The 21321-nt window shown below is 64.9% G+C and carries 20 protein-coding genes; 8 read left to right on the top strand and 12 right to left on the bottom strand.

What is annotated here, in order from left to right:
• Together ACNEOT_RS14960 and ACNEOT_RS14955 are read left to right on the top strand one after the other, a co-directional pair.
• Positions 1-795 carry an ABC transporter permease gene (locus ACNEOT_RS14960; protein WP_415974806.1) on the top strand — a complete coding sequence of 265 codons (795 nt, stop codon included), beginning with the start codon at positions 1-3 and terminating at the stop codon, positions 793-795.
• A 54-nt stretch (positions 796-849) separates the two neighbouring features.
• Entirely contained in the window at positions 850-1836 is a 987-nt protein-coding gene (locus tag ACNEOT_RS14955; RefSeq protein ID WP_415974805.1) for a COX15/CtaA family protein, read from the top strand.
• A gap of 137 nt (positions 1837-1973) precedes the next feature.
• On the opposite strand, the gene ACNEOT_RS14950 is transcribed toward ACNEOT_RS14955, so the two are convergent.
• Positions 1974-2345, bottom strand: a complete 372-nt coding sequence (locus ACNEOT_RS14950) for a hypothetical protein (RefSeq protein ID WP_415974803.1) — start codon at positions 2343-2345, stop codon at positions 1974-1976.
• A gap of 136 nt (positions 2346-2481) precedes the next feature.
• Between ACNEOT_RS14950 and ACNEOT_RS14945 the strand changes: the two genes are divergently transcribed.
• Positions 2482-3447 carry a quinone oxidoreductase family protein gene (locus ACNEOT_RS14945; RefSeq protein WP_415974802.1) on the top strand — a complete coding sequence of 322 codons (966 nt, stop codon included), beginning with the start codon at positions 2482-2484 and terminating at the stop codon, positions 3445-3447.
• 25 nt (positions 3448-3472) lie between these two features.
• On the opposite strand, the gene ACNEOT_RS14940 is transcribed toward ACNEOT_RS14945, so the two are convergent.
• Positions 3473-4480, bottom strand: coding sequence for a heme o synthase (locus tag ACNEOT_RS14940; protein WP_415974800.1), 1008 nt, complete (start codon positions 4478-4480; stop codon positions 3473-3475).
• Positions 4481-4876: 396 nt separating this feature from the next.
• Here ACNEOT_RS14940 and tkt point away from each other — a divergent pair, with 396 nt between their 5' ends.
• From tkt to pgl, 5 genes are read left to right on the top strand one after another with little or no spacing between them, the layout of a single operon-like run.
• Positions 4877-6976, top strand: coding sequence for a transketolase (gene tkt, locus ACNEOT_RS14935; protein WP_415974799.1), 2100 nt, complete (start codon positions 4877-4879; stop codon positions 6974-6976).
• A gap of 3 nt (positions 6977-6979) precedes the next feature.
• Positions 6980-8104 (top strand): transaldolase, encoded by a 1125-nt coding sequence (gene tal / locus ACNEOT_RS14930; RefSeq protein ID WP_415974797.1) that lies wholly within the window; start codon positions 6980-6982, stop codon positions 8102-8104.
• 6 nt (positions 8105-8110) lie between these two features.
• Positions 8111-9667: a glucose-6-phosphate dehydrogenase gene (gene zwf / locus ACNEOT_RS14925; RefSeq protein ID WP_415974795.1), complete on the top strand. Its 1557-nt coding sequence runs from the start codon at positions 8111-8113 to the stop codon at positions 9665-9667.
• A complete protein-coding gene (gene opcA, locus ACNEOT_RS14920; RefSeq protein WP_415974794.1) occupies positions 9664-10572 on the top strand; it encodes a glucose-6-phosphate dehydrogenase assembly protein OpcA in 909 nt (302 codons plus the stop codon). The genes zwf and opcA overlap by 4 nt, the downstream gene beginning before the upstream one ends.
• Complete coding sequence (gene pgl / locus ACNEOT_RS14915; RefSeq protein ID WP_415974793.1) at positions 10565-11311, top strand: 6-phosphogluconolactonase; 747 nt, start codon at positions 10565-10567, stop codon at positions 11309-11311. The genes opcA and pgl overlap by 8 nt, the downstream gene beginning before the upstream one ends.
• 10 nt (positions 11312-11321) lie before the next feature.
• Here the strand turns inward: pgl and ACNEOT_RS14910 are convergent, their stop codons facing one another.
• The 10 genes from ACNEOT_RS14910 to rapZ form a co-directional block, all read right to left on the bottom strand.
• Positions 11322-11501, bottom strand: coding sequence for a hypothetical protein (locus ACNEOT_RS14910; protein ID WP_415974791.1), 180 nt, complete (start codon positions 11499-11501; stop codon positions 11322-11324).
• A 116-nt stretch (positions 11502-11617) separates the two neighbouring features.
• Positions 11618-11998: a hypothetical protein gene (locus ACNEOT_RS14905; protein ID WP_415974789.1), complete on the bottom strand. Its 381-nt coding sequence runs from the start codon at positions 11996-11998 to the stop codon at positions 11618-11620.
• A gap of 77 nt (positions 11999-12075) precedes the next feature.
• Positions 12076-14907, bottom strand: coding sequence for a phosphoenolpyruvate carboxylase (ppc, locus tag ACNEOT_RS14900; RefSeq protein WP_415974787.1), 2832 nt, complete (start codon positions 14905-14907; stop codon positions 12076-12078).
• A 51-nt stretch (positions 14908-14958) separates the two neighbouring features.
• The gene (secG, locus tag ACNEOT_RS14895; RefSeq protein WP_027497008.1) at positions 14959-15192 is read right to left on the bottom strand and encodes a preprotein translocase subunit SecG; all 234 of its coding nucleotides are present in this window, start codon (positions 15190-15192) and stop codon (positions 14959-14961) included.
• 110 nt (positions 15193-15302) lie between these two features.
• Entirely contained in the window at positions 15303-16088 is a 786-nt protein-coding gene (tpiA, locus tag ACNEOT_RS14890) for a triose-phosphate isomerase (RefSeq protein ID WP_415974784.1), read from the bottom strand.
• A gap of 3 nt (positions 16089-16091) precedes the next feature.
• Positions 16092-17303 carry a phosphoglycerate kinase gene (locus ACNEOT_RS14885; RefSeq protein ID WP_415974782.1) on the bottom strand — a complete coding sequence of 404 codons (1212 nt, stop codon included), beginning with the start codon at positions 17301-17303 and terminating at the stop codon, positions 16092-16094.
• Between the two features lie 5 nt (positions 17304-17308).
• Positions 17309-18328 (bottom strand): type I glyceraldehyde-3-phosphate dehydrogenase, encoded by a 1020-nt coding sequence (gap, locus tag ACNEOT_RS14880; RefSeq protein WP_415974780.1) that lies wholly within the window; start codon positions 18326-18328, stop codon positions 17309-17311.
• A 121-nt stretch (positions 18329-18449) separates the two neighbouring features.
• Positions 18450-19433, bottom strand: a complete 984-nt coding sequence (whiA, locus tag ACNEOT_RS14875) for a DNA-binding protein WhiA (protein WP_415974778.1) — start codon at positions 19431-19433, stop codon at positions 18450-18452.
• Complete coding sequence (locus ACNEOT_RS14870) at positions 19424-20425, bottom strand: gluconeogenesis factor YvcK family protein (protein WP_415974777.1); 1002 nt, start codon at positions 20423-20425, stop codon at positions 19424-19426. Before ACNEOT_RS14870 ends, whiA begins: the two co-directional genes overlap by 10 nt.
• On the bottom strand, positions 20422-21288 hold the full coding sequence (gene rapZ / locus ACNEOT_RS14865; protein ID WP_415975195.1) for an RNase adapter RapZ: 867 nt from the start codon (positions 21286-21288) through the stop codon (positions 20422-20424). Before rapZ ends, ACNEOT_RS14870 begins: the two co-directional genes overlap by 4 nt.
• Positions 21289-21321: the final 33 nt, after the last annotated feature.

Raw genomic sequence — 21321 nt, 5'->3', positions numbered from 1 at the left:
GTGCGCAGAGAAGCCCGGCTCGCCGACAACCGATTCGAAACAGGTCTGTTCACGCCGCGACCGCAGCCCGCGTCGGCCGCACAGATGTTGTTCGCGCAGACTCGACTCGAATTGAAGTTGTTGCTGCGCAACGGTGAACAGCTGCTGCTGACGATGTTCATCCCGATCACCTTGCTGATCGGTCTGACGTTGCTGCCCTTCGGCGAACTGGGCGAGGATCGAGTGGCCCGGGTGGTTCCGGCCGTGATGATGGTGGCCATCATGTCGACGGCGTTCACCGGGCAGGCGATCGCGGTCGGGTTCGATCGCCGGTACGGCGCATTGAAGCGACTCGGAGCAACACCGCTGCCGCGTTGGGGCATCATCGGCGGCAAATCTGCTGCAGTGGTGATCGTGGTGATCCTGCAGTCGATTCTGCTCGGGTCGATCGGCGTTGCGCTGGGTTGGCGGCCGAGCGCGACCGGTCTGATGCTCGGGGCCGTCATCATCGCCTTGGGAACCGTCACGTTCGCGTCGATGGGTCTGCTACTGGGCGGGACCCTGCGAGCCGAGATCGTGTTGGCTCTAGCGAACATCGCGTGGTTCGTCATGCTGGGTATCGGCAGCGCGGTGTTCGTGGACGACCAGATCCCTCAGGGTCTGCAGAACGTTGCGCGGATCGTTCCGTCCGGCGCACTCGGCGAGGCACTGAGCCGCGGGGTCACCTCGTCGTTCGACATCTTCGGCGTGGTCGTACTGCTGGTGTGGGCAGCTGTATGCGGCACCCTCGCCGTGCGCACGTTCAAGTTCACCTAGGAGCCCTCACCACCCAACGACGCTGTGTAGTTGATCGGCGTTTACCATCGTGGGGTGCTGTACAGAGCGTTCTTGCGCGTCGTCGATCTCCTGCCACTGCCGTCACTTCGAGTACAGCGGGTGCTGGCATTCATCGCGATCGTGACGCAGGGCGGCATCGCCGTCACCGGGGCCGTGGTTCGGGTGACCGGGTCCGGTCTCGGCTGCCCCACCTGGCCGCAATGCTTCCCCGGTAGCTTCACTCCCGTCGGGGTGTCCGAGGTCCCGGTGCTGCACCAGGCGGTGGAGTTCGGCAATCGCCTGCTTACCTTCGTAGTGGTTCTCGCAGCCGCCGGCGTCGTCATCGCTGTGACCAGAGCGCGCCGCCGTCGTGAGGTGCTGTTCTTCGCATGGCTGATGCCGCTCGGTACCGTCGTGCAAGCCGTGATCGGCGGATTCACCGTATTGACGGGTCTGCTGTGGTGGACAGTCGCCGTTCACCTCGTCGTGTCGATGGCCATGGTGTGGTTGGCAACTCTGCTGTACGCCAAGGTCGGCGAGACCGACGCGGCATCGGAGTCGAGGCCCACGGTCCCCGCCGCTCTGCGCGCGCTCACGGGGCTGTCAGGGGTTGCTCTGACGGGTGTGTTGATCGCAGGCACCATGGTCACCGGGGCCGGTCCGCATGCCGGAGACAAGAGCATCGAAGAGCCCGTACCGCGTCTCGGTATCGAGATCGTCACGCTGGTGCACACCCATTCGCAGTTCCTGGTCGGCTATCTTGCCCTGCTCGTCGGGCTGGGATTCGCGTTGTACGCGGTCCGTGCGCCGCAGGTGGTGAAGTTCCGACTGCACGTGTTGATCGCGCTGGTACTGGCGCAGTCTCTGATCGGCTTGGTGCAGTACTTCACCGGAGTACCGGCTGTGCTCGTTGCGTTCCACGTTGCCGGTGCAGGCGCGTGCACCGCCGCCACCGCGGCTGTGTGGGCGGCCTGCAGAACCCGAGGTCCGGCCGTCACCGCGGATGTGGACGCCACCGAGAATCACGCAGTCCGCTCGTGACCGTCTGTCCGGCTTCGAACGAGGTGGAGGGGCAGCCGACCTCCCCCTCAGATGGCCGACTGCCCCTCCACTGACTTCGACGCACCGGGTGCTCGGATGGTTCCCGTCGAATCGAACAAGTTTCGCGGTCTTTCAGATCAGACGATCGCTTGGTTGCGCGCCTTCGGGAATTTCTTCTGGCCCGCGACCCAGCCGGCCATCTTCTCGTGGTGTCCTGGTGCCGGATTGACGGAGCTGACCAGCTCGCGGTCCCACTCGGCCTCGGTCAACTCGTCGAGACCGTCGACGATGGCGCGGGCGATCGCGTACGTGGCAACCACCTGATCGCCGAGTACGCCGTCTGCACCCACCATGGTGAGCCGAGTTCCGGCCCGTCCGATCGGCTGAATCACCACATTCGCAGAATTACCGTGATCTGCCAGGAAGCTCTTCACCGCCGCCAGCGTTCCTTTGGGAACGTCGTTCGACTCGTTCTTCTCGGTGCCCGCACTGTCGATTTCGGTAGCCATGTGGACACGATACCGAGTTCGTCCACCGTTCCCGCACCGACCCGTCCACTCGTTACTGATCGGTAACTTCGCTCCCTCGTGTCCTTCGACCGAATCCGTGCGCGCGGATGCAACTCCCCCGTGTAGAACGGTGTGCATGCGTGCCATCCGAATAGACAACACCGGTGGACCCGACGTCATGAAAGTCGTCGAGATTCCGATACCGACGCCGGGACCAGGGCAACTTCTGGTCCGGATCGACGCCATCGGCATCAATTACATCGACACGTACTTTCGGCGAGGTCTGTATCCGCGCGCACTCCCGTACGTTCCCGGCGACGAGGGATCCGGGGTGATCGAACACGCCGGCGAGGGCGTCACCGGATTCGCCGCGGGAGATCGCGTCGCCTGGGCTGCTGCTCCGGGTAGCTACGCCGAATACGTTCTGGTCGACGCGTCGTCGGCCATCGCCGTTCCCGACGGTGTTCCTGGCGATCGAGCAGCGTCGGCTCTGTTGCAGGGGATGACGGCGCACTACCTGATCGAATCCACCTATCCCGCCCAGCGAGGAGACACCGTCCTGGTGCACGCGGGCGCGGGCGGCGTCGGACTGTTGCTGACGCAGATGGCCGTGGCCAAGGGCGTGAACGTGATCACCACGGTCTCCACGGACTCAAAAGCCGAGCAGTCCACCCGGGCCGGCGCCGCGCTCGTGTTGCGGTACGACGAGAACATCGCGGCGCACGTACGCGAATTCACCGGCGGTGACGGTGTGCACGCGGTGTACGACGGCGTCGGCGCAGACACGTTCGAGGCCAGTCTGGCGTCGCTGAGGATCAGAGGGACGCTGGCTCTGTTCGGTGCGGCGAGTGGTCCCGTACCGCCGTTCGATCCGCAGCGGCTCAACGGCGCGGGGTCGGTGTTTCTCACCAGGCCCACGCTCGCGCACCACATCCGGGACCGGGCCGAACTCGAATGGCGCGCCGGAGATGTGTTCGCGGCGTTGTCGAGCGGCGCACTCACTGTCGAGGTGGGCGCTCGATATGCACTGGAGGACGCGGCTCGAGCTCACACCGATCTGGAATCGCGAAAGACGACAGGATCGATCGTGCTGATTCCTTGACCGATCTGCCCCGGTGGTTGCTCGCTCAGGAAAGGAGCTGGGCGAGCGTCTGCCAACCGAGGACCGAATCGACGGCCAAGCCGCAGAACACCAGGGCCAGATATTCGTTGGAGAGAATGAACAGCTTGAGCGGCTTGACCGGAGTTCCCGCTCGCACCCCCGCATACAGACGATGCGCCACGACGAGGAACCAGACGCCGGAGGCCACGGCAACGGCCGCATAGATGACGCCCGAGCCCGGTGCCAGCGCCAGCGTTGCGGCGACGGTGGCCCACGCGTAGATCACGATGTGCTTGGTGACCTTGGTCTCCGAGGCGACAGCAGGCAGCATCGGTACGTTCGCGGCCTGGTAGTCCTCCTTGTAGCGGAGCATCAGCGCCCAGGTGTGCGGCGGTGTCCACAGAAAGATCACCATGAACATCACCAGTGCCTGCCAACCGATGGTGCCGGTGACCGCAGACCAGCCGATCATCACCGGCATGCATCCGGCCGCGCCACCCCAGACCACGTTCTGCGAAGTGCGCCGTTTGAGAACGAGCGTGTAGACGAAGATGTAGAAGCCGATGGTCACGACGGCGAGCACGCCGCTGAGCAGGTTGGTCGTGGCCCACAACCAGAAGAATGACACCACCCCGAGGACGAGCCCGAAGATCAGGGCGTGCGAGACGGGCATGGCGCCGCGGGCGAGTGGGCGCTTCTCGGTGCGCTTCATCACCTTGTCGATATCGGCGTCGACCACCATGTTCAGTGTGTTCGCACTGGCTGCGGCGAGCATTCCGCCGAAGAGTGTGGTGAGGATCAGCCACGGATCGACGTGTCCGCGGTCGGCCAGCAACATCGCAGGAATGGTCGTGACGAGGAGAAGTTCGATGACCCGGGGCTTCGTCAGCGCGACGTACGCAAGTACGAGCGCGAGCGCCCTGCGCGGAGCGGACGCGGCCGGTGCGGTCTGCGCGGACTCACTCGCGTCGTCTGCTCCGAATCCGGGGCCGCCGGCGAAACCGTGTCCGCCCGGCTGCTGCCCAATTCGCACTGCGTCTCCTCGCACGACTGTCGTTCTCTGGCGCTGGGCCACTTGCGGGTTCACTGTTCACGGCGACCCTGGACGCCAACACGCACGGGTGATCGGCCCGCATACTCGAGTTGCGACGGGTGCCGACGATCGTGCGCCTACTACAGACGATGGTAGACGGCAGGGTTTGCACCTCCAATTCGCAGGGCACCCAAAGTGAGAATTATGTCGCCCACAGGTAACCCGCGCGCAATCGCCCGGGGGAAGGCACGACAGTAGGGTCGGACGGAACTAGGCTGGTAACGGACGCCCTTCGGCACCGACTTCGTGCGTGCTCCAACCAGGCGCATGGCAGTCTCTGCCGAGCGACGCTTCCTCGGAGCCACAACTCGAACGAATGTCAGGAGATTTCTGCTCGTGTCGATCACAGACGATATTGACGTCCTCACCACGGCGCACCACCCGAGCGACTGGACGGACCTGGACACCCGAGCGGTCGACACCGTTCGTGTTCTGGCAGCGGACGCAGTGCAGAAGGTCGGCAACGGCCACCCCGGAACCGCGATGAGCCTGGCTCCCCTCGCCTACACCCTCTTCCAGCGCACCATGCGCCACGATCCAACCGACACGCACTGGATCGGCCGCGACCGGTTCGTGCTCTCGTGCGGACACTCCAGCCTGACCCTTTACCTGCAGCTCTACTTGGGCGGTTTCGGACTCGAACTCGCAGACATCGAGGCACTGCGCACCTACAAGTCCAAGACTCCAGGACACCCCGAGTTCCGTCACACCGACGGCGTGGAGATCACCACGGGCCCGCTCGGTCAGGGACTCGCCTCCGCCGTGGGCATGGCAATGGCATCGCGTCGCGAGCGTGGACTGTTCGATCCCGAGCCCGCACTGGGCGAGAGCCCCTTCGACCACTTCATCTACGTGATCGCCTCCGACGGCGACATCGAAGAGGGCATCACCTCCGAGGCATCGTCGCTCGCAGGAACCCAGCAGCTGGGCAACCTGATCCTGTTCTACGACGACAACAAGATCTCGATCGAGCACTCCACCGACATCGCCCTCTCCGAGAACACGGCTGCACGTTACGAGGCCTACGGCTGGCACGTGCAGGTGGTCGAGGGCGGCGAGAACGTCACCGCGATCGAAGAGGCCGTCGAGGCAGCCAAGGCCGTCACCGACAAGCCGTCGATCATCGTGCTGCGCACCATCATCGGTTTCCCGGCTCCCACCATGATGAACACCGGTGCAGTCCACGGTGCCGCATTGGGCGACGAGGAGATCGCAAAGGTCAAGCAGGCGCTCGATTTCGACCCCGCCAAGACGTTCGAGGTCACCGACGAGGTCATCGGGCACACCCGCAAGCTGCAGGAACGCGGCCGCAAGGCGCACGCCGAGTGGACCGTCGAGTTCGACGCCTGGGCCGCGCGCGAGCCTGAGCGCAAGAAGCTGCTCGACCGCCTGACCCAGGGCACGCTGCCCGAGAACTGGACCGACGTTCTGCCCACCTGGGAGCCCGGTAGCAAGGCCGTCGCGACACGTGCGGCGTCGGGCGAGGTCCTCAACGCCGTCGGACCTGTTCTGCCGGAGCTGTGGGGCGGCTCGGCCGACCTCGCGGGCAGCAACAACACCACGATCAAGGGCGCGAAGTCCTTCGGCCCCACGTCGATCTCCACCGACGACTGGGACGCCGAGCCGTACGGCCGGACGCTGCACTTCGGTATTCGTGAGCACGCAATGGGCGCCATCTTGTCGGGCATCGTCATGCACGGTCCGACTCGCGCCTACGGCGGCACGTTCATGCAGTTCAGCGATTACATGCGGCCGGCGGTTCGCCTCGCGTCGTTGATGGACATCGACCCGATCTACGTGTGGACCCACGATTCCGTCGGCCTCGGCGAGGACGGCCCCACGCACCAGCCGGTCGAGCACCTCGCGGCACTGCGGGCAATCCCGAACCTGTCGGTCGTGCGCCCCGGTGACGCGAACGAAACTGCATTCGCATGGCAGGCAGTGCTGGCCAAGTCCAGCAGCAGCGGTCCCGTCGGTCTCGCGCTGACGCGTCAGGGCATCCCGATCCTGGAGGGCACCAGCTACGAGGGCGTCTCGAAGGGTGGATACATCCTCGTCGAGTCCTCGAAGGCAACCCCGGACGTCGTGTTGATCGGCACCGGCTCGGAGCTCCAGTACGCCGTGGAGGCACAGAAGCAGCTCGAGGCACAGGGCATTGCCGCCCGCGTTGTCTCGATGCCGTGCGTCGAGTGGTTCGAGAGCCAGGATCAGAACTACCGCGACCAGGTGATCCCACCCACCGTCAAGGCCCGGGTGTCGATCGAGGCCGGCATCGCAATGCCGTGGTGGAAGATCGTCGGCGGCTTCGGTGAGATCATCTCGCTCGAGCATTACGGCGAATCTGCCGACGCGGCAACACTTTTCCGCGAGTTCGGCTTCACCGCCGAAGCCGTAACGGCAGCCGCGCAGCGCTCCATCACCAATGTGAAGGGATAATTCATGACCCAGAACAAGAATCTCGCAGAACTGTCCGCCGCCGGAATTTCGGTGTGGCTGGACGACCTGTCCCGTGATCGCATCCGCTCGGGCAACCTGAAAGACCTGATCGACACCAAGAGTGTCGTCGGCGTGACCACCAATCCGTCGATCTTCCAGGCCGCTCTGAGCAAGGGCGAGGCGTACGACGAGCAGGTGAACAAGCTCGCCGGTGAGGGTGCCGACGTCGAGACCACGATCCGCACGGTCACCACTGACGACGTTCGCGAAGCGTGCGACATCCTGATGCCCCAGTACGAGTCGAGTGCAGGCGTCGACGGCCGGGTGTCGATCGAGGTCGATCCCCGCGTGGCACACGACGCCGACAAGACGTACGAGCAGGCCGTCGAACTGTGGAAGATCGTCGACCGTCCGAACCTGCTCATCAAGATCCCGGCGACCGAGGACGGAATCCCCGCCATCGCCAAGGTGATCGGTGAGGGCATCAGCGTCAACGTCACGCTCATCTTCTCGGTCGAGCGCTACGAACTGGTGATGAACGCGTACCTCGGCGGCCTCGAGGCCGCGCGCGCAGCCGGTCACGACCTCGACAAGATCCACTCGGTCGCGTCGTTCTTCGTCTCGCGCGTGGACAGCGAGATCGATTCCCGACTCGATGCGATCGGTACCCCCGACGCCGAAGCACTCAAGGGAAAGGCCGCGCTGGCCAACGCGCGTCTCGCCTACGTGGCGTACCAGCAGATCTTCGAGGTCGCTCCCCGGTTCCGTGAGCTCGTCGGCAGCGGCGCGCGTGCTCAGCGACCGCTGTGGGCCTCGACCGGCGTCAAGTCCGACGCCTACCCGGACACCATGTACGTCACGGAGCTGGTCTCGCCCAACACCGTGAACACGATGCCCGAGAAGACGATGGACGCAGTTGCCGATCACGGCGAGATCGTCGGCGACACGGTCTCGGGCAAGGGACCGGAATCGCAGGAGATCTTCGACCGTATCTCCGCGCTCGGGATCGACATCACCGATGTCTTCCTGACGCTGGAGAACGAAGGCGTTCAGAAGTTCGAGGCGGCCTGGAACGAGTTGCTCGAGGCCACCGGCGAGCAGCTTCGCCAAGCAGGTCAGAAGAGCTGACCGACTGTGCCCACCGCAGAAACCGAACCTCTCCACTCCGCGGATTGGGTCAACCCTCTCCGCGACGCGCGAGACAAGCGGCTCCCCCGCATTGCGGGCCCGTGCAGCATGGTCATCTTCGGGGTGACCGGCGATCTCGCGCGTAAGAAGCTCATGCCTGCGGTGTACGACCTGGCGAACCGGGGGCTCCTACCCCCCGGTTTCGCCCTGGTCGGGTTCGCCCGCCGGGAATGGCAGAACCAGGACTTCGCGAAGATCGTGCACGATTCCGTGCGCGATCATGCACGCACTCCCTTCAGCGAGGAGGTGTGGAACACCCTCGCCGAGGGGTTCCGGTTCGTCCAAGGTTCGTTCGACGACGACGCCGCGTTCGACGAGCTGTCACGAACACTGACCGAACTCGACGAGACCCGCGGCACCGGCGGCAACCACGCCTTCTACCTGTCCATCCCGCCCAGCGCGTTTCCTGTTGTGCTCGAGCAGCTTTCGCGCTCGGGCCTGGCGCAGAGCGAGGACGGAAATTGGCGACGTGTGGTCATCGAGAAGCCGTTCGGGCACGACCTGCAGAGCGCGAAAGAGCTCAATGCGGTCGTGAACCGAGTGTTCCCCGAGGACACCGTGTTTCGCATCGACCACTACCTGGGCAAGGAGACGGTGCAGAACATTTTGGCACTGCGCTTCGCGAACCAGCTGTTCGATCCGATCTGGAATGCGCACTACGTCGACCACGTTCAGATCACGATGGCCGAGGACATCGGATTGGGCGGGCGCGCAGGCTATTACGACGGAATCGGGGCCGCCCGAGACGTCATCCAGAACCACCTTCTGCAGTTGCTCGCCATCACGGCGATGGAAGAGCCGGTCAGCTTCAACCCCAGAGAGTTGCAGTCGGAGAAAATCAAGGTGCTCTCGGCAACAAAACTTGCCGAGCCCCTCGATCGAACGTCGGCTCGCGGTCAGTACTCCGCAGGTTGGCAGGGCAGCCAGAAAGTGAAGGGGCTCAAGGAGGAGGAGGGCTTCGACTCCGAATCGAACACCGAGACCTACGCCGCCATTACCCTCGAGGTGGACACACGACGCTGGGGCGGAGTTCCGTTCTATCTCCGCACCGGTAAGGCACTCGGGCGTCGAGTCACCGAGATCGCCATGGTGTTCAAGCGCGCGCCGCACCTGCCGTTCGACGCCACGATGACCGAGGAACTGGGTCAGAACGCGTTGGTCATCAGAGTCCAGCCCGATGAGGGCGTGACGATGCGGTTCGGATCCAAGGTGCCGGGATCGAGCATGCAGGTGCGCGATGTCAGCATGGACTTCAGCTACGGCCAGGCGTTCACCGAATCCTCGCCCGAGGCATACGAGCGCCTCATCCTCGATGTGTTGCTCGGTGAGCCTTCGCTGTTCCCGGTCAATGCGGAGGTCGAACTGTCGTGGAAGATCCTCGATCCAATTCTGGATTTCTGGGCCTCCGGTGGCACCGCGGAACCGTACGAAGCCGGTACCTGGGGGCCCTCCTCGGGTGACGAAATGATGCACCGCACCGGACGCGAATGGAGAAGGCCGTGATTGTCGACATTCCCGCCACGACAACGGCCGAGGTCGGCAAGAAGTTGGTGGAAGTTCGCGAAGCAGGTGGTGCGGTGACCATCGGCCGCGTACTGACGCTGATCGTCGCCAGCCGTGACCCAGCCAAGGCCGAACGGGCGATCGACGCAGCGAACGAGGCGAGCCGCGAGCATCCTTGCCGTGTCATCGTCCTCATTCACGGCGACCGCTCCGCCGAGTCGAGCCTCGACGCACAGATCCGGGTCGGCGGTGACGCCGGTGCGTCGGAGGTGGTGGTGCTGCGCCTCAACGGCGAACTGGCCGACCACGAGCACAGCGTCGTCATCCCATTTCTGCTTCCCGACACGCCCATCGTGGCCTGGTGGCCGGACGAGGCACCGGCCGTTCCGGCCAAGGATCCGTTGGGACGCTTGGCAATTCGGCGGATCACCGATGCCACGAATTCCCCCGACACCACCGCGACGATCAAGGGACGGCTCAGCAGCTACACCGAGGGTGATACCGACCTCTCCTGGAGTCGCATCACCTACTGGCGTGGTCTATTGGCCACGGCGTTGGACCAGGCTCCGTTCGAGCCTGTTGTCTCGGCGACGGTATCGGGACTGGCCGAGGAGCCCGCCCTCGATATTCTGGCTGGTTGGTTGGCCGCCAAACTCGACGTGCCGGTCCATCGCCGTGCGGGCGAGCTGAAGGTCGAGCTGATCAGGGAGAACAGCAGCATCTCGCTGACGCGGCCGCAGACCGGAAAGACCGCTACCCTGCGGCGCACCGGTCAACCCGATGCAGAAGTTGCGCTTGCGCGGCGCAACACTCGCGAATGCCTCGCAGAGGAGCTGCGCCGCCTCGACACGGACGAGATCTACGAACTCGCCCTCCACGGACTGTCGAAAGTGAGCTATGAGTAAGACATCGGTACTTCAGTACTTGGATGCACAGTCACTCGTCGACGCTGCTCGGTCTCGGTTCGTCGAGGTCATCACCGCGGCACAGGCCCAGCGGGGCTCGGCATCGGTGGTGCTCACCGGCGGCGGCACGGGCATCGCGTTGCTGGAGGCTCTGCGCAAGGACTCCGGTTCGGTCGATTGGGGCCGAGTCGACATCTATTTCGGTGACGAACGATTCCTGCCCTCGGGCGACCCCGAGCGCAACGAGGTGCAGGCCTCGGAGGCGTTGCTCGATCACGTCGACGTGCACCCGGATCGGGTTTTCCGAATGGCTGCCTCCGACGGACCGCACGGAAGCGACCCCGAGGTGGCCGCAGCGACGTACGCGCAGATTCTGCATTCGCGGACCGAGGGCGAGCCGACCCCGGAGTTCGACATCCATCTCCTCGGGATGGGCGGCGAGGGCCACATCAATTCACTGTTCCCGCATACGGATGCGGTACGCGAGCAGCATCGCTACGTGGTCGCGGTCGAGGACTCCCCCAAGCCTCCGCCCGTGCGAATCACCCTGACACTGCCCGCCGTTCGCCGCGCACAGCACGTGTGGCTGCTCGTCTCGGGAGCGAACAAGGCCGAGGCCGTCGCATCTGCAGTGGGAGGAGCGGACGCCGACGACGTACCGTCCGCCGGTGCGCTGGGCACCGAATCGACGGTGTGGTTCCTCGACAGCGGTGCAGCATCGAAACTGGACACCGTCTGATCCCGGACGACTAGGCGGGTTCCGCGTCGTCGGGGTCGGGTCCCTGCCGCTCGCCGTCGTAGTCCTTGATGCATACCGCACGCGCTGTGCTCGATCGACCGATCCGCCTACCGTTCACGCGGTAGGCGGATCCGTCGTGCCAGGCGTGGGTGTCGTTGCTGCACTGCCTCGTACCCGGTTGGACGCTCATACCTGGTTGGACGCGATCCGCCGCCGGCCGGTTCCTCCCCTCGTGCGCGTTTTGCGCGTGCAGGCCTACGCAAAACGCGCACGAAGGGGGAAGCCCGGTCTTCGGCATCAGAAGATTCAGGTGGCGAGCGAGCCGAGCGGAATGACCGTCCAGAGCATCGCATATGCGAGGCCGAACGCGTGCGCGACTCCCATCGCCACCACGACGAAAGTCCATGCCCACACGATGCCCCGGGCACACTCGGTTCGTTCGCGTACGCCTGCCGCCGTTCGCAGTGCGAACGGCCAGAACCCGATCCACAGCATCCACGCCGTAACGGCAACCACTTGCGTCGCGAACAGGTGCAGCGGGTCGGGTTCGGCCTCGGACACGATGAACCAGGCTGTGGTACCGGAGAGCAACCCCAGTACCGGTGCGCCGATCGCACAACCCACAGTGCCGAGAACGTGCAGCCACAGCCGTCGTCGAGGTACTTGCACCTGCGTCGATATCGTCATGGACAACACTCTGCTCGACGACAACGACACGGCGCGCGAGTAGAACTACTCGATCGACATGGGCATTACTCCCCGCGCTAGCCGCTGTTGCGCAGTGCCGTCGCGAGACCGTTCATAGTCAACAGAATTCCACGCTTGACGCGTTCGTCGTCATCTCCGTTGCGGTAGCGCCGCAGCATCTCGACCTGCATCTGGTTCAGCGGCTCCAGGTAGGGGAACCGGTTGTGCACCGAGCGCTCCAACGATGGGTTGTCCTCCAGCAGTCGACTGTGCCCGGTGATCTTCAGATACATCCGCACGGTCGTGGCATGTTCGGCTTCGATCATGCCGAATATGCGCGCACGCAGATCGGCGTCGGGAACCAGCTCGGCGTAGCGAGCCGCGATACCCAGATCCGATTTCGCCATGACCTGTGCCAGGTTGGACAGAACGGTCCGGAAGAAGGGCCACTTCCGATACAGGTCGGTCAGGACCTCGAGCTTGGAGTCGTCGTCGCCGACCCACTCCTGGAAGGCAGAGCCGGTCCCGTACCACCCGGGCAGCATGACGCGGCACTGACTCCACGACATCACCCACGGGATCGCGCGCAGGTCGTACACCGAGTTCGTCGGCTTCCTCGATGCCGGACGGGACCCGATGTTCAGCTCGCCCACCTCGGCCACCGGCGTCGATGTGCGAAAGTACTCGACGAACCCGGGCTCCTCGTGCACCAGACGGCCGTATGCCGCACGCGCCTTGGCTGCGAGATCGTCGAGGATGTCGTACGCGGCTTCTGCGCCGTCACCCAGGCCCTCGACGTCGAGCAGAGTCGATTCGAGCGTTCCTGCGACCAGGGACTCGAGATTGCGGCGCGCCATCGATGGCTCGGCGTACTTGGCCGCGATGATCTCGCCCTGCTCGGTGAGGCGGAGAGATCCTTGCACGACGCCGGGCGGCTGCGCCAGGATCGCGTCGTAGCTGGGTCCACCGCCGCGGCCGACTGTGCCACCGCGACCGTGGAAGAGCCGCAAGCGAATTCCCGTTTTGCGCGATGCCTCGAGCAGATCCAGCTCGGCGCGGTACAGGGCCCAGTTGGCGGCGAGGTATCCGCCGTCCTTGTTCGAGTCCGAATACCCCAGCATGACTTCCTGATTCATGCCGCGCCCTGCCACCAGGGCACGGTAGATCGGAACGTCGAGCGTGGCGAGCAGAGTCGCAGCACCCTGCTGAAGGTCCTCGATGGTCTCGAACAGCGGAACGACGCCCACCGTCGACGTGGGCGACGAGCCGTCGGCTCCAGGATCGAAGATGCCCGCTTCCTTGAGCAGCAACGCCGCTTCGAGCATGTCGCTGACCGACTGACACATGCTGATGATGTAGTTCTGGATGGTGTCGGGTCCCAGATGATCGATGGCCTCCTTGGCGGCCCGAACGATGCCCAGCTCCTTGGTTGCGAGCTCACTGAGCTGTGCGTTGGGGCCGACCAGCGGACGCCTGGTCGCCAGCTCCTGCGACAGAACGGAGACGCGCTCTTCCTCGGCGAGGGAAAGATAGTCCTGATGAACGCCTGCCCAGGCGAGCAGCTCCGCGACCACTTCCTCGTGCGTTTCGGAGTTCTGCCGCATGTCCAGAGCCTGCAGGTGAAAGCCGAACGTCTCCACCGACTGCCGGAGCCGGAGCAGCCGATCGTCGGCGATCAACCCGTCCCCGTCAGCGCGGAGCGCGCGGTCGAGGGTGTCGAGGTCGTCGAGTATCTCCTGCGGTCCCGCGTACTTCGTGGCACCGAGATCGATGCCGGACACCGGAACTGCGTCCAGAACGGCTCGTGCCGTCGCCGTCAGGCGGGCCCGGATTCCCACCACGGCAACTCGGTACGGTTCGTCGGCACGGCGATCGTCCGGTTCCGTGGATGCCTCGGCAAGAGCCTCCAGCTCGGCGGTGACCGCGACGAGTCGCGCGGACATCGACAATTCCTTCTCCAGCGCGACCAGTTCGTCGAGGTAGTGCTGGAACGCGACGTAGCCGGCCTGATGCGTCGCCGTGTGCACCACCTCGGCGGTGACGTTCGGGTTTCCGTCGCGGTCGCCGCCGATCCAGGATCCGGGCCGCAGAATGGGCCTCGGCAACAAGTCGTCCTCGGGCCACCGCGCTCGCAGCGCCGTGCGAACATCGGCATTGAGGGCAGGTATGACGTCGAAGAGGGAGGACTCGAAGTACCGGAGTCCCACTTCGATCTCGTCCTGAATTCGCAACCGCGACAACCGAATCAGAGCCGTCTCCCAGAGAGTGAGCACCTGCCTGCGGATCTGTACGTCGATGGCGTCCAATTCCTTGGCCGCACTGGCGGCTTTGCCCTCGCGCGCAGCGGTAGCGACATCGCGTCGACGCATCAGCTCGGTGATCTTCGACTGCACATCGAACACGGTGCGTCGACGCGTCTCGGTGGGGTGCGCAGTGATCACCGGCGCGACCAACGCGTCGGTCAGGGCGGCGGCCACTTGCTCACGAGAGGGCGCGGCCGCATCGATCTTGAGCCAGGTGGCGTCGAGACTGCTGTCCTGCGGCGGATCCTCGCGGTCGAGGTGAATGGCGCGACGACGTTCGCGGTGCAGATCCTCGGCAAGGTTGGCCAGCAGAGAGAAGTGACTGAACGCCCGAATGAGTGGAACAGCTTGTGCCACTTCGACGTCGGTGTACCGGCCGACCGAATCGTCACGTTCTATTTCGGACCGGCGTACCGCGAACGATTCGACGCGTGCAGCCTCGATCAGATCGAAGACGTCCTCGCCCTCGTGTTCACGAATGATCTCACCCAGTATGCCGCCGAGATAGCGGATGTCCTCACGAAGAGGCTCTGTCAACTCCCGACCCTGAGCTGTCGGTGGTACGAAAGCTGGGGAACCGACTGACTCGTAGGAGGATTCGCTCATCCACCCAGTATCGTCGCTCCACCACGAACTCGCACTCGGAGCCGAAGTGGATCAGGTGTACTTGATCTCGAGACCGATACCGAGAATCGCGATGAGCCAGATGAGGCCGGTGAACACCGTGAGGCGGTCCAGGTTCTTCTCGACGACCGTGGAACCGGACAGGCTGGACTGCACTCCGCCACCGAACAGACTGGACAATCCGCCGCCCTTGCCGCGATGCAGCAGGATCAGCAAGATCAGCGCCAGACTGGTGATGACCAGCAGAATATCCAGAAACAGATCCATGTCCACCTCAAACTCGATTCGATGCCCTCAGCAGCCTACCTGGCCCGTGAACGACTTCGGACACCCCGCCGAAGCGAGGTGTCCGAATGCGTGTCGTGCGGCCTCACCGATCAGGGCAAGGGTCCGCCTGCGGCGATTGCCGACAGTGTGGCGAACTCGTCCGCCTTCAGCGAAGCTCCACCGACCAGAGCGCCGTCGACGTCCGGCTGGCCGACGATCTCGCCGACGTTCTTCGCGTTGACCGAGCCACCGTAGAGCACGCGCACTCCCGCGGCAACCTCGGCCGAGGACAACGACTTCAGCTCCTCACGGATGGCACCGCACACTTCCTGAGCGTCCGAGGCCGACGCGACACGGCCGGTACCGATTGCCCACACCGGCTCGTAGGCGATGACGACCTTGGAGATGTCGTCGGCCGAGAGTCCGTCGAGGGAACCGCGCAGTTGCGCGACGTTGTAGGCCACGTGTTCGCCTGCTTCGCGGATGTTCAGGCCCTCACCGATGCACACGATCGGCGTCAGACCGTTCTTCAGCGCCGCCTTCGTCTTGGCAAGCACGACGGCGTCGTCCTCGCTGTGCAGCGTGCGTCGTTCGGAGTGACCGACGACGACGAAGGTGCATCCCAGCTTGGCCAGCATGGATCCGCTGATCTCGCCGGTGAAGGCACCCTTGTCCTCGGACGAGACGTCCTGCGCGCCGTAGGTGAGCAGGAGTTTGTCGCCCTCGATCAGAGTCTGCACACTCCGGATGTCGGTGAACGGCGGGATCACCGTCACGTCGACCTTGTCGAAGTACTTCTCGGGCAACGAGAACGCGATCTTCTGCACCAGCGAGATGGCCTCGAGGTGGTTGAGATTCATCTTCCAGTTGCCCGCGATGAGCGGCTTACGTGCCATGCGTTACGCCTCCAGGACGGATAGGCCGGGGAGCTGCTTGCCTTCGAGGTATTCGAGGGATGCACCGCCGCCGGTGGAGATGTGCGAGAAGCCGTCGTCGGGCAGCCCGAGGGTGCGCACCGCAGCCGCGGAATCGCCGCCGCCGACCACACTGAACGCGCCCTTCTCGGTGGCTCCGATGATCGCTTCCGCGATGCCCTTGGTGCCGGCCGAGAACTTGTCGAACTCGAACACTCCGGCCGGTCCGTTCCAGAAGACGGTCTTGGCGTTCGAGAGAACGACAGCGAAACGACTGACCGAGTCCGGTCCGATGTCGAGGCCCATCCAGCCGTCCGGAATCTCGGACGCCTTCACGGTCTTCGCCTCGGCGTCTGCGGCGAACTTGTCTCCGACGACGATGTCGACGGGCAAATGGATCACGTCGCCGAACCGCTCGAGCAGGTCCTTGCAGACCCCGATCTGATCTTCCTGCAGCAGCGAGTTTCCTACCGAATATCCCTGCGCTGCAAGGAAAGTGAAGGCCATGCCGCCGCCGATGACGAGGGTGTCGACCTTGGGGGCCAACGCCTCGATGACACCGAGCTTGTCCGAGACCTTGGAACCGCCGAGGACCACCGCGTACGGGCGTGCCGCATCCTCGGTGAGCTTGGCCAACACCTCGACCTCGGCTGCCACGAGCGTGCCTGCGTAGTGGGGCAACAACTGCGCCACGTCGTACACCGACGCCTGCTTGCGATGGACGACACCGAAGCCGTCGGAGACGAACGCCGCGTCGTCGCCGGCGAGCGCAACGAGTTCACGAGCCAGCGCTGCTCGCTCGGCCTCGTCCTTGCTGGTCTCGCGTGGATCGAAGCGAATGTTCTCGAGCAGCAACACATCGCCGTCGGTCAGACCCTCGGCGCGTGCCTCGGCATCCTGACCGACCACGTCACCGGCGAGCTGGACGTGGCGTCCGAGCAGTTCGCCGAGCTTGGCGGCAACCGGAGCCAGACTGTACTTCGCGTCGGGCTTACCGTCGGGTCGGCCGAGGTGTGCGGTGACGATGACCTTGGCACCGGCTTCGACCAGCGCCGTGAGGGTGGGGATCGACGCCTGGATACGACCCGGATCGGTGATCGTGCCGTCCTCGAGCGGGACGTTGAAGTCCGACCGCACGAGGACGCCACGGCCTTCGACACCGGCATCGAGCAGATCTTGCAGTGTCTTGACAGCCATCGGTGTCAGAGGGACTTGCCGACGAGACCGATGAGGTCGGCGAGGCGGTTGGAGTAGCCCCACTCGTTGTCGTACCAGGAGACGATCTTGACCTGGTCGTCGATGACCTTCGTCAGCGGCGCGTCGAAGATCGACGAGTGCGGGTCGGTGACGATGTCCGAGGAGACGATCGGATCGGTGTTGTACTTCAGGATGCCCTTCAGGGGTCCTTCTGCAGCTGCCTTCATCGCGGCGTTGATGTCGTCGGCGCTGGCCGACTTCTTCAGAAGCGCGGTGAGGTCGGTGACCGAGCCGGTGGGGATCGGGACCCGGAGTGCGTAGCCGTCGAGCTTGCCGAGCAGCTGCGGGAGGACCAGGCCGATTGCCTTGGCCGCGCCGGTGCCGGTGGGGACGACGTTGAGAGCTGCCGCGCGTGCACGACGCAGGTCGCTGTGCGGGCCGTCCTGCAGGTTCTGATCCTGCGTGTACGCGTGAATCGTGGTCATCAGACCGGAGACGATGCCGAATTCGTCGTCGAGAACCTTGGCGATGGGACCGAGGCAGTTGGTGGTGCACGACGCGTTCGAGATGATGTTCTGGCTGCCGTCGTACTTGTCGTCGTTGACGCCCATCACGATGGTGATGTCCTCGCCCTTGGCGGGGGCGGAGATGATGACCTTCTTGGCACCGGCGTCGATGTGACCCTGTGCCTTCGCAGCGTCGGTGAAGATGCCGGTGGATTCGACGACGACGTCGACACCCAGGTCACCCCACGGCAGTGCGGACGGGCCCTCGCGCAGCGACAGCGCCTTGATCTTCTGGCCGCCGACGACGATCGTGTCTTCGCCTTCGAGCGAGACATCGTGTGCCAAGCGACCCAGGATCGAGTCGTACTTGAGCAGGTGTGCGAGCGATGCGTTGTCGGTCAGGTCGTTGACAGCAACGATTTCGATGTCGGTGGTACCGAGCGCCTTCTGCGCGTCGACTGCCCTGAAGAAGTTACGCCCGATGCGGCCGAAGCCGTTGACGCCTACCCGGATCGTCACTGTTCGCTCCTAAAAGTTGTGAAAACAAATGTCTGATCGTGCCTGCGTGCGGGGTGCCACACGCGTGTCCCACCCTAGTGTGCGCGCAGGCAGAGCGCGCGCATCACACGATCGGAGCCGTTCACGCCTCGTCGAGCAGCTCGGCGGTGACCGCGGACTCGGTGTCCGGGATTCCGGTGTCCTTCGCCTTGCGATCGGCCATGGACAGCAGGCGGCGAATGCGACCCGCGACGGCGTCTTTCGTCATCGGCGGGTCGGCCAGTTGACCGAGTTCCTCCAGTGATGCCTGCCGGTGCTGGACTCGGAGCGAGCCGGCGGCCGCCAGATGATCCGGCACGTCGTCACCGAGGATGTGCAGTGCCCGCTCGACGCGTGCTGCGGCGGCGACGGCGGCCCGAGCCGAGCGGCGCAGGTTGGCGTCGTCGAAGTTGGCGAGCCGGTTCGCTGTGGCCCTGACCTCGCGGCGCATCCGGCGTTCCTCCCAGATCAACCGGGTGTCCTGTGCGCCCATGCGGGTCAGCAGAGCTCCGATCGCTTCGCCGTCGCGGACGACCACCCGATCGCTGCCTCGAACCTCGCGGGCCTTGGCGGCGACGCCGAGGCGTCGAGCGGCTCCGACGAGCGCGAGCGCTGCTTCCGGTCCGGGGCAGCTGATCTCGAGTGCGGACGACCGGCCCGGTTCGGTGAGCGAGCCGTGCGCCAGGAACGCGCCGCGCCACGCTGCCTCGGAGTCCCCCACCGTGCCGCCGACGACCTGCGCGGGCAGTCCGCGAACCGGGCGACCGCGCAGATCCAGGAGGCCGGTCTGGCGGGCCAGCGCCTCACCGTCCTTGGCCACGCGGACCACGTAGCGCGAGGTCTTGCGCAACCCACCTGCTCCGAGCATGTGCACATCGGACGAGTAGCCGTACAGCTCGAAGATCTCCCGACGCAGTCGTCTCGCGATGGACCCGAGGTCCACTTCTGCCTCGACCACCACTCGGCCTGCCACGATGTGCAGTCCGCCAGCGAATCGCAGGAGTGCGGACACCTCGGCCTTGCGGCAACTGACCTGACTGACGGTGAGCCTGCTCAGCTCGTCCTTGACCTCCGCTGTCATGGCCACGAAGTGATCCCCTCTCTGCGTGCGGCAGTCGGTGCGGTGCCGTCGGTGGACGACACGATGGAGCCGAGAGCCGCAGCAAGCTTGCCGTAATGATGTGCGTGGGTGCCGTTTTCGGCAACGTCGACGTAGACGACCTCGGCACCGAGCCGGGCCGCTGCCCGCGCCACGTGCTCGCGGTTGCTGCCTTCCGGGACCGAGGCGGAATCGACCAACACGTAGTCGATTCCCAAATTCGGTGCGTGTTGGGAGAGTACGTGGACATGACGCTCGGCGGAGAATCCGGTGGTCTCCCCCAGCTCGGGCGCCAGGTTCAACACGAGTACTTTCGGCGCGCTCGTGCGAGCCAACGCAGAGAGCTGATCCGGTACGAGCACGTGCGGAATGACGCTCGAGAACCACGATCCGGGGCCGAGTACGACGAGGTCGGCCGCGTGGATCGCAGCGAGGGCGTCGGCCGAAGCAGGCGGTTCGGCGGGAAGCAGTCGCACGCGGCGAACCTTGCCGGGAGTCGTCGCCACTGCGACCTGCCCACGAATGACGCGACTGACCCGCGGGTCGTCCTCCAGCCCGGAAACGTCGGCCTCGATGTCGAGTGCGATGGGCGACATCGGGAGCACTCGTCCGTCGATACCGAGCATCCGCACCATCTCGTCGAGAGCGGCGATCGGGTCGCCGAGTACCTCGGTGAGTCCGGCGAGGATGAGGTTGCCCACCGAGTGGCCCGCCAAGGCACCTGTGCCACCGAACCGGTGCTGCAGGACGTCGGTCCACAGCTGCGTTCGCTCGTCCGAGCGTGCCAGCGCGGCCAGTGCCATACGTAGATCCCCGGGTGGGATGACGCCGAGCTCGGCGCGAAGACGTCCCGAGGACCCCCCGTCGTCGGCAACGGTGACGATGGCGGTGACGTCGTGACCGAGCAACCGAGCGGCGGACAGGGTGGCGTACAGGCCATGCCCGCCTCCGAGGGCGACGATCTTGGGAGACTTGCTCATTCGCGACCCAAGTCGCGGTGCAGCACACGGACCGAGACATCGCCCTGCTCGGCGAGGATTGCGGCCAACGCCTCGGTCATGGCCACACTTCGGTGCTTTCCTCCGGTACAGCCCACGGCCACAGTCATGTACCTCTTGCCTTCCCGCACGTACCCTTCGATCGTCAGATTGAGCAGGTGCGTGTACGTCTGCAGATAGTCGCCGGCACCGTTCTGCCCCAGCACGTAGTCGCGGACGTCCGCGTCCTGCCCGGTGTGTTCGCGTAGCTCCGGCACCCAGTGTGGATTGGGCAGAAAACGGACGTCGCAGACCAGGTCTGCGTCCATCGGCAGGCCGTATTTGAAACCGAACGACTGCACGGTGACGCCGACGCCGGTGGTGTCGGCTTCGCCGAACACCGTCTCGATCTTGCGCCGCAGCTGATGTACCGACAGTGCTGTGGTGTCCACTGTGAGATCGGCCGCTGCCTTGACCTGAGCGAGCCGCAACCGCTCGGCAGTGATGCCCTCGGTCAGGGTGCCGTCCTGGCCGTCGTTCTGCAGTGGGTGGCTGCGCCGGTTGGATTCGAATCGACGGATCAGCACGGCGTCGGACGCGTCGAGGAACAGCACTCGGTTGCGTACGCCCTTGGAGTCGAGCTCCTTGACGACCCAACCCAGATCACCGGTGAACAGGCGACTTCGGACGTCCATCACCAGTGCCAGCCGCTCGATTCTGGGCTTGGACTCGAGCCCGAGATCGACCATCTTGGAAATCAGCTCGGGAGGCAGGTTGTCTGCGACGTACCAGCCGAGGTCCTCGAGAATCTTGGCCGCGGTGCGCAATCCTGCACCCGATACCCCGGTGACCAACGCCACCTCGATCTCGTCGTGCCGCGACTCTCCCTCGGAGGGTTG

This window comes from Rhodococcus sp. 077-4, assembly GCF_047782425.1.
Classification (GTDB): Bacteria; Actinomycetota; Actinomycetes; order Mycobacteriales; family Mycobacteriaceae; genus Rhodococcoides.
Note: the sequence above shows the minus strand (reverse complement) of the source record. Positions and strands in the feature narration are given on the sequence as shown.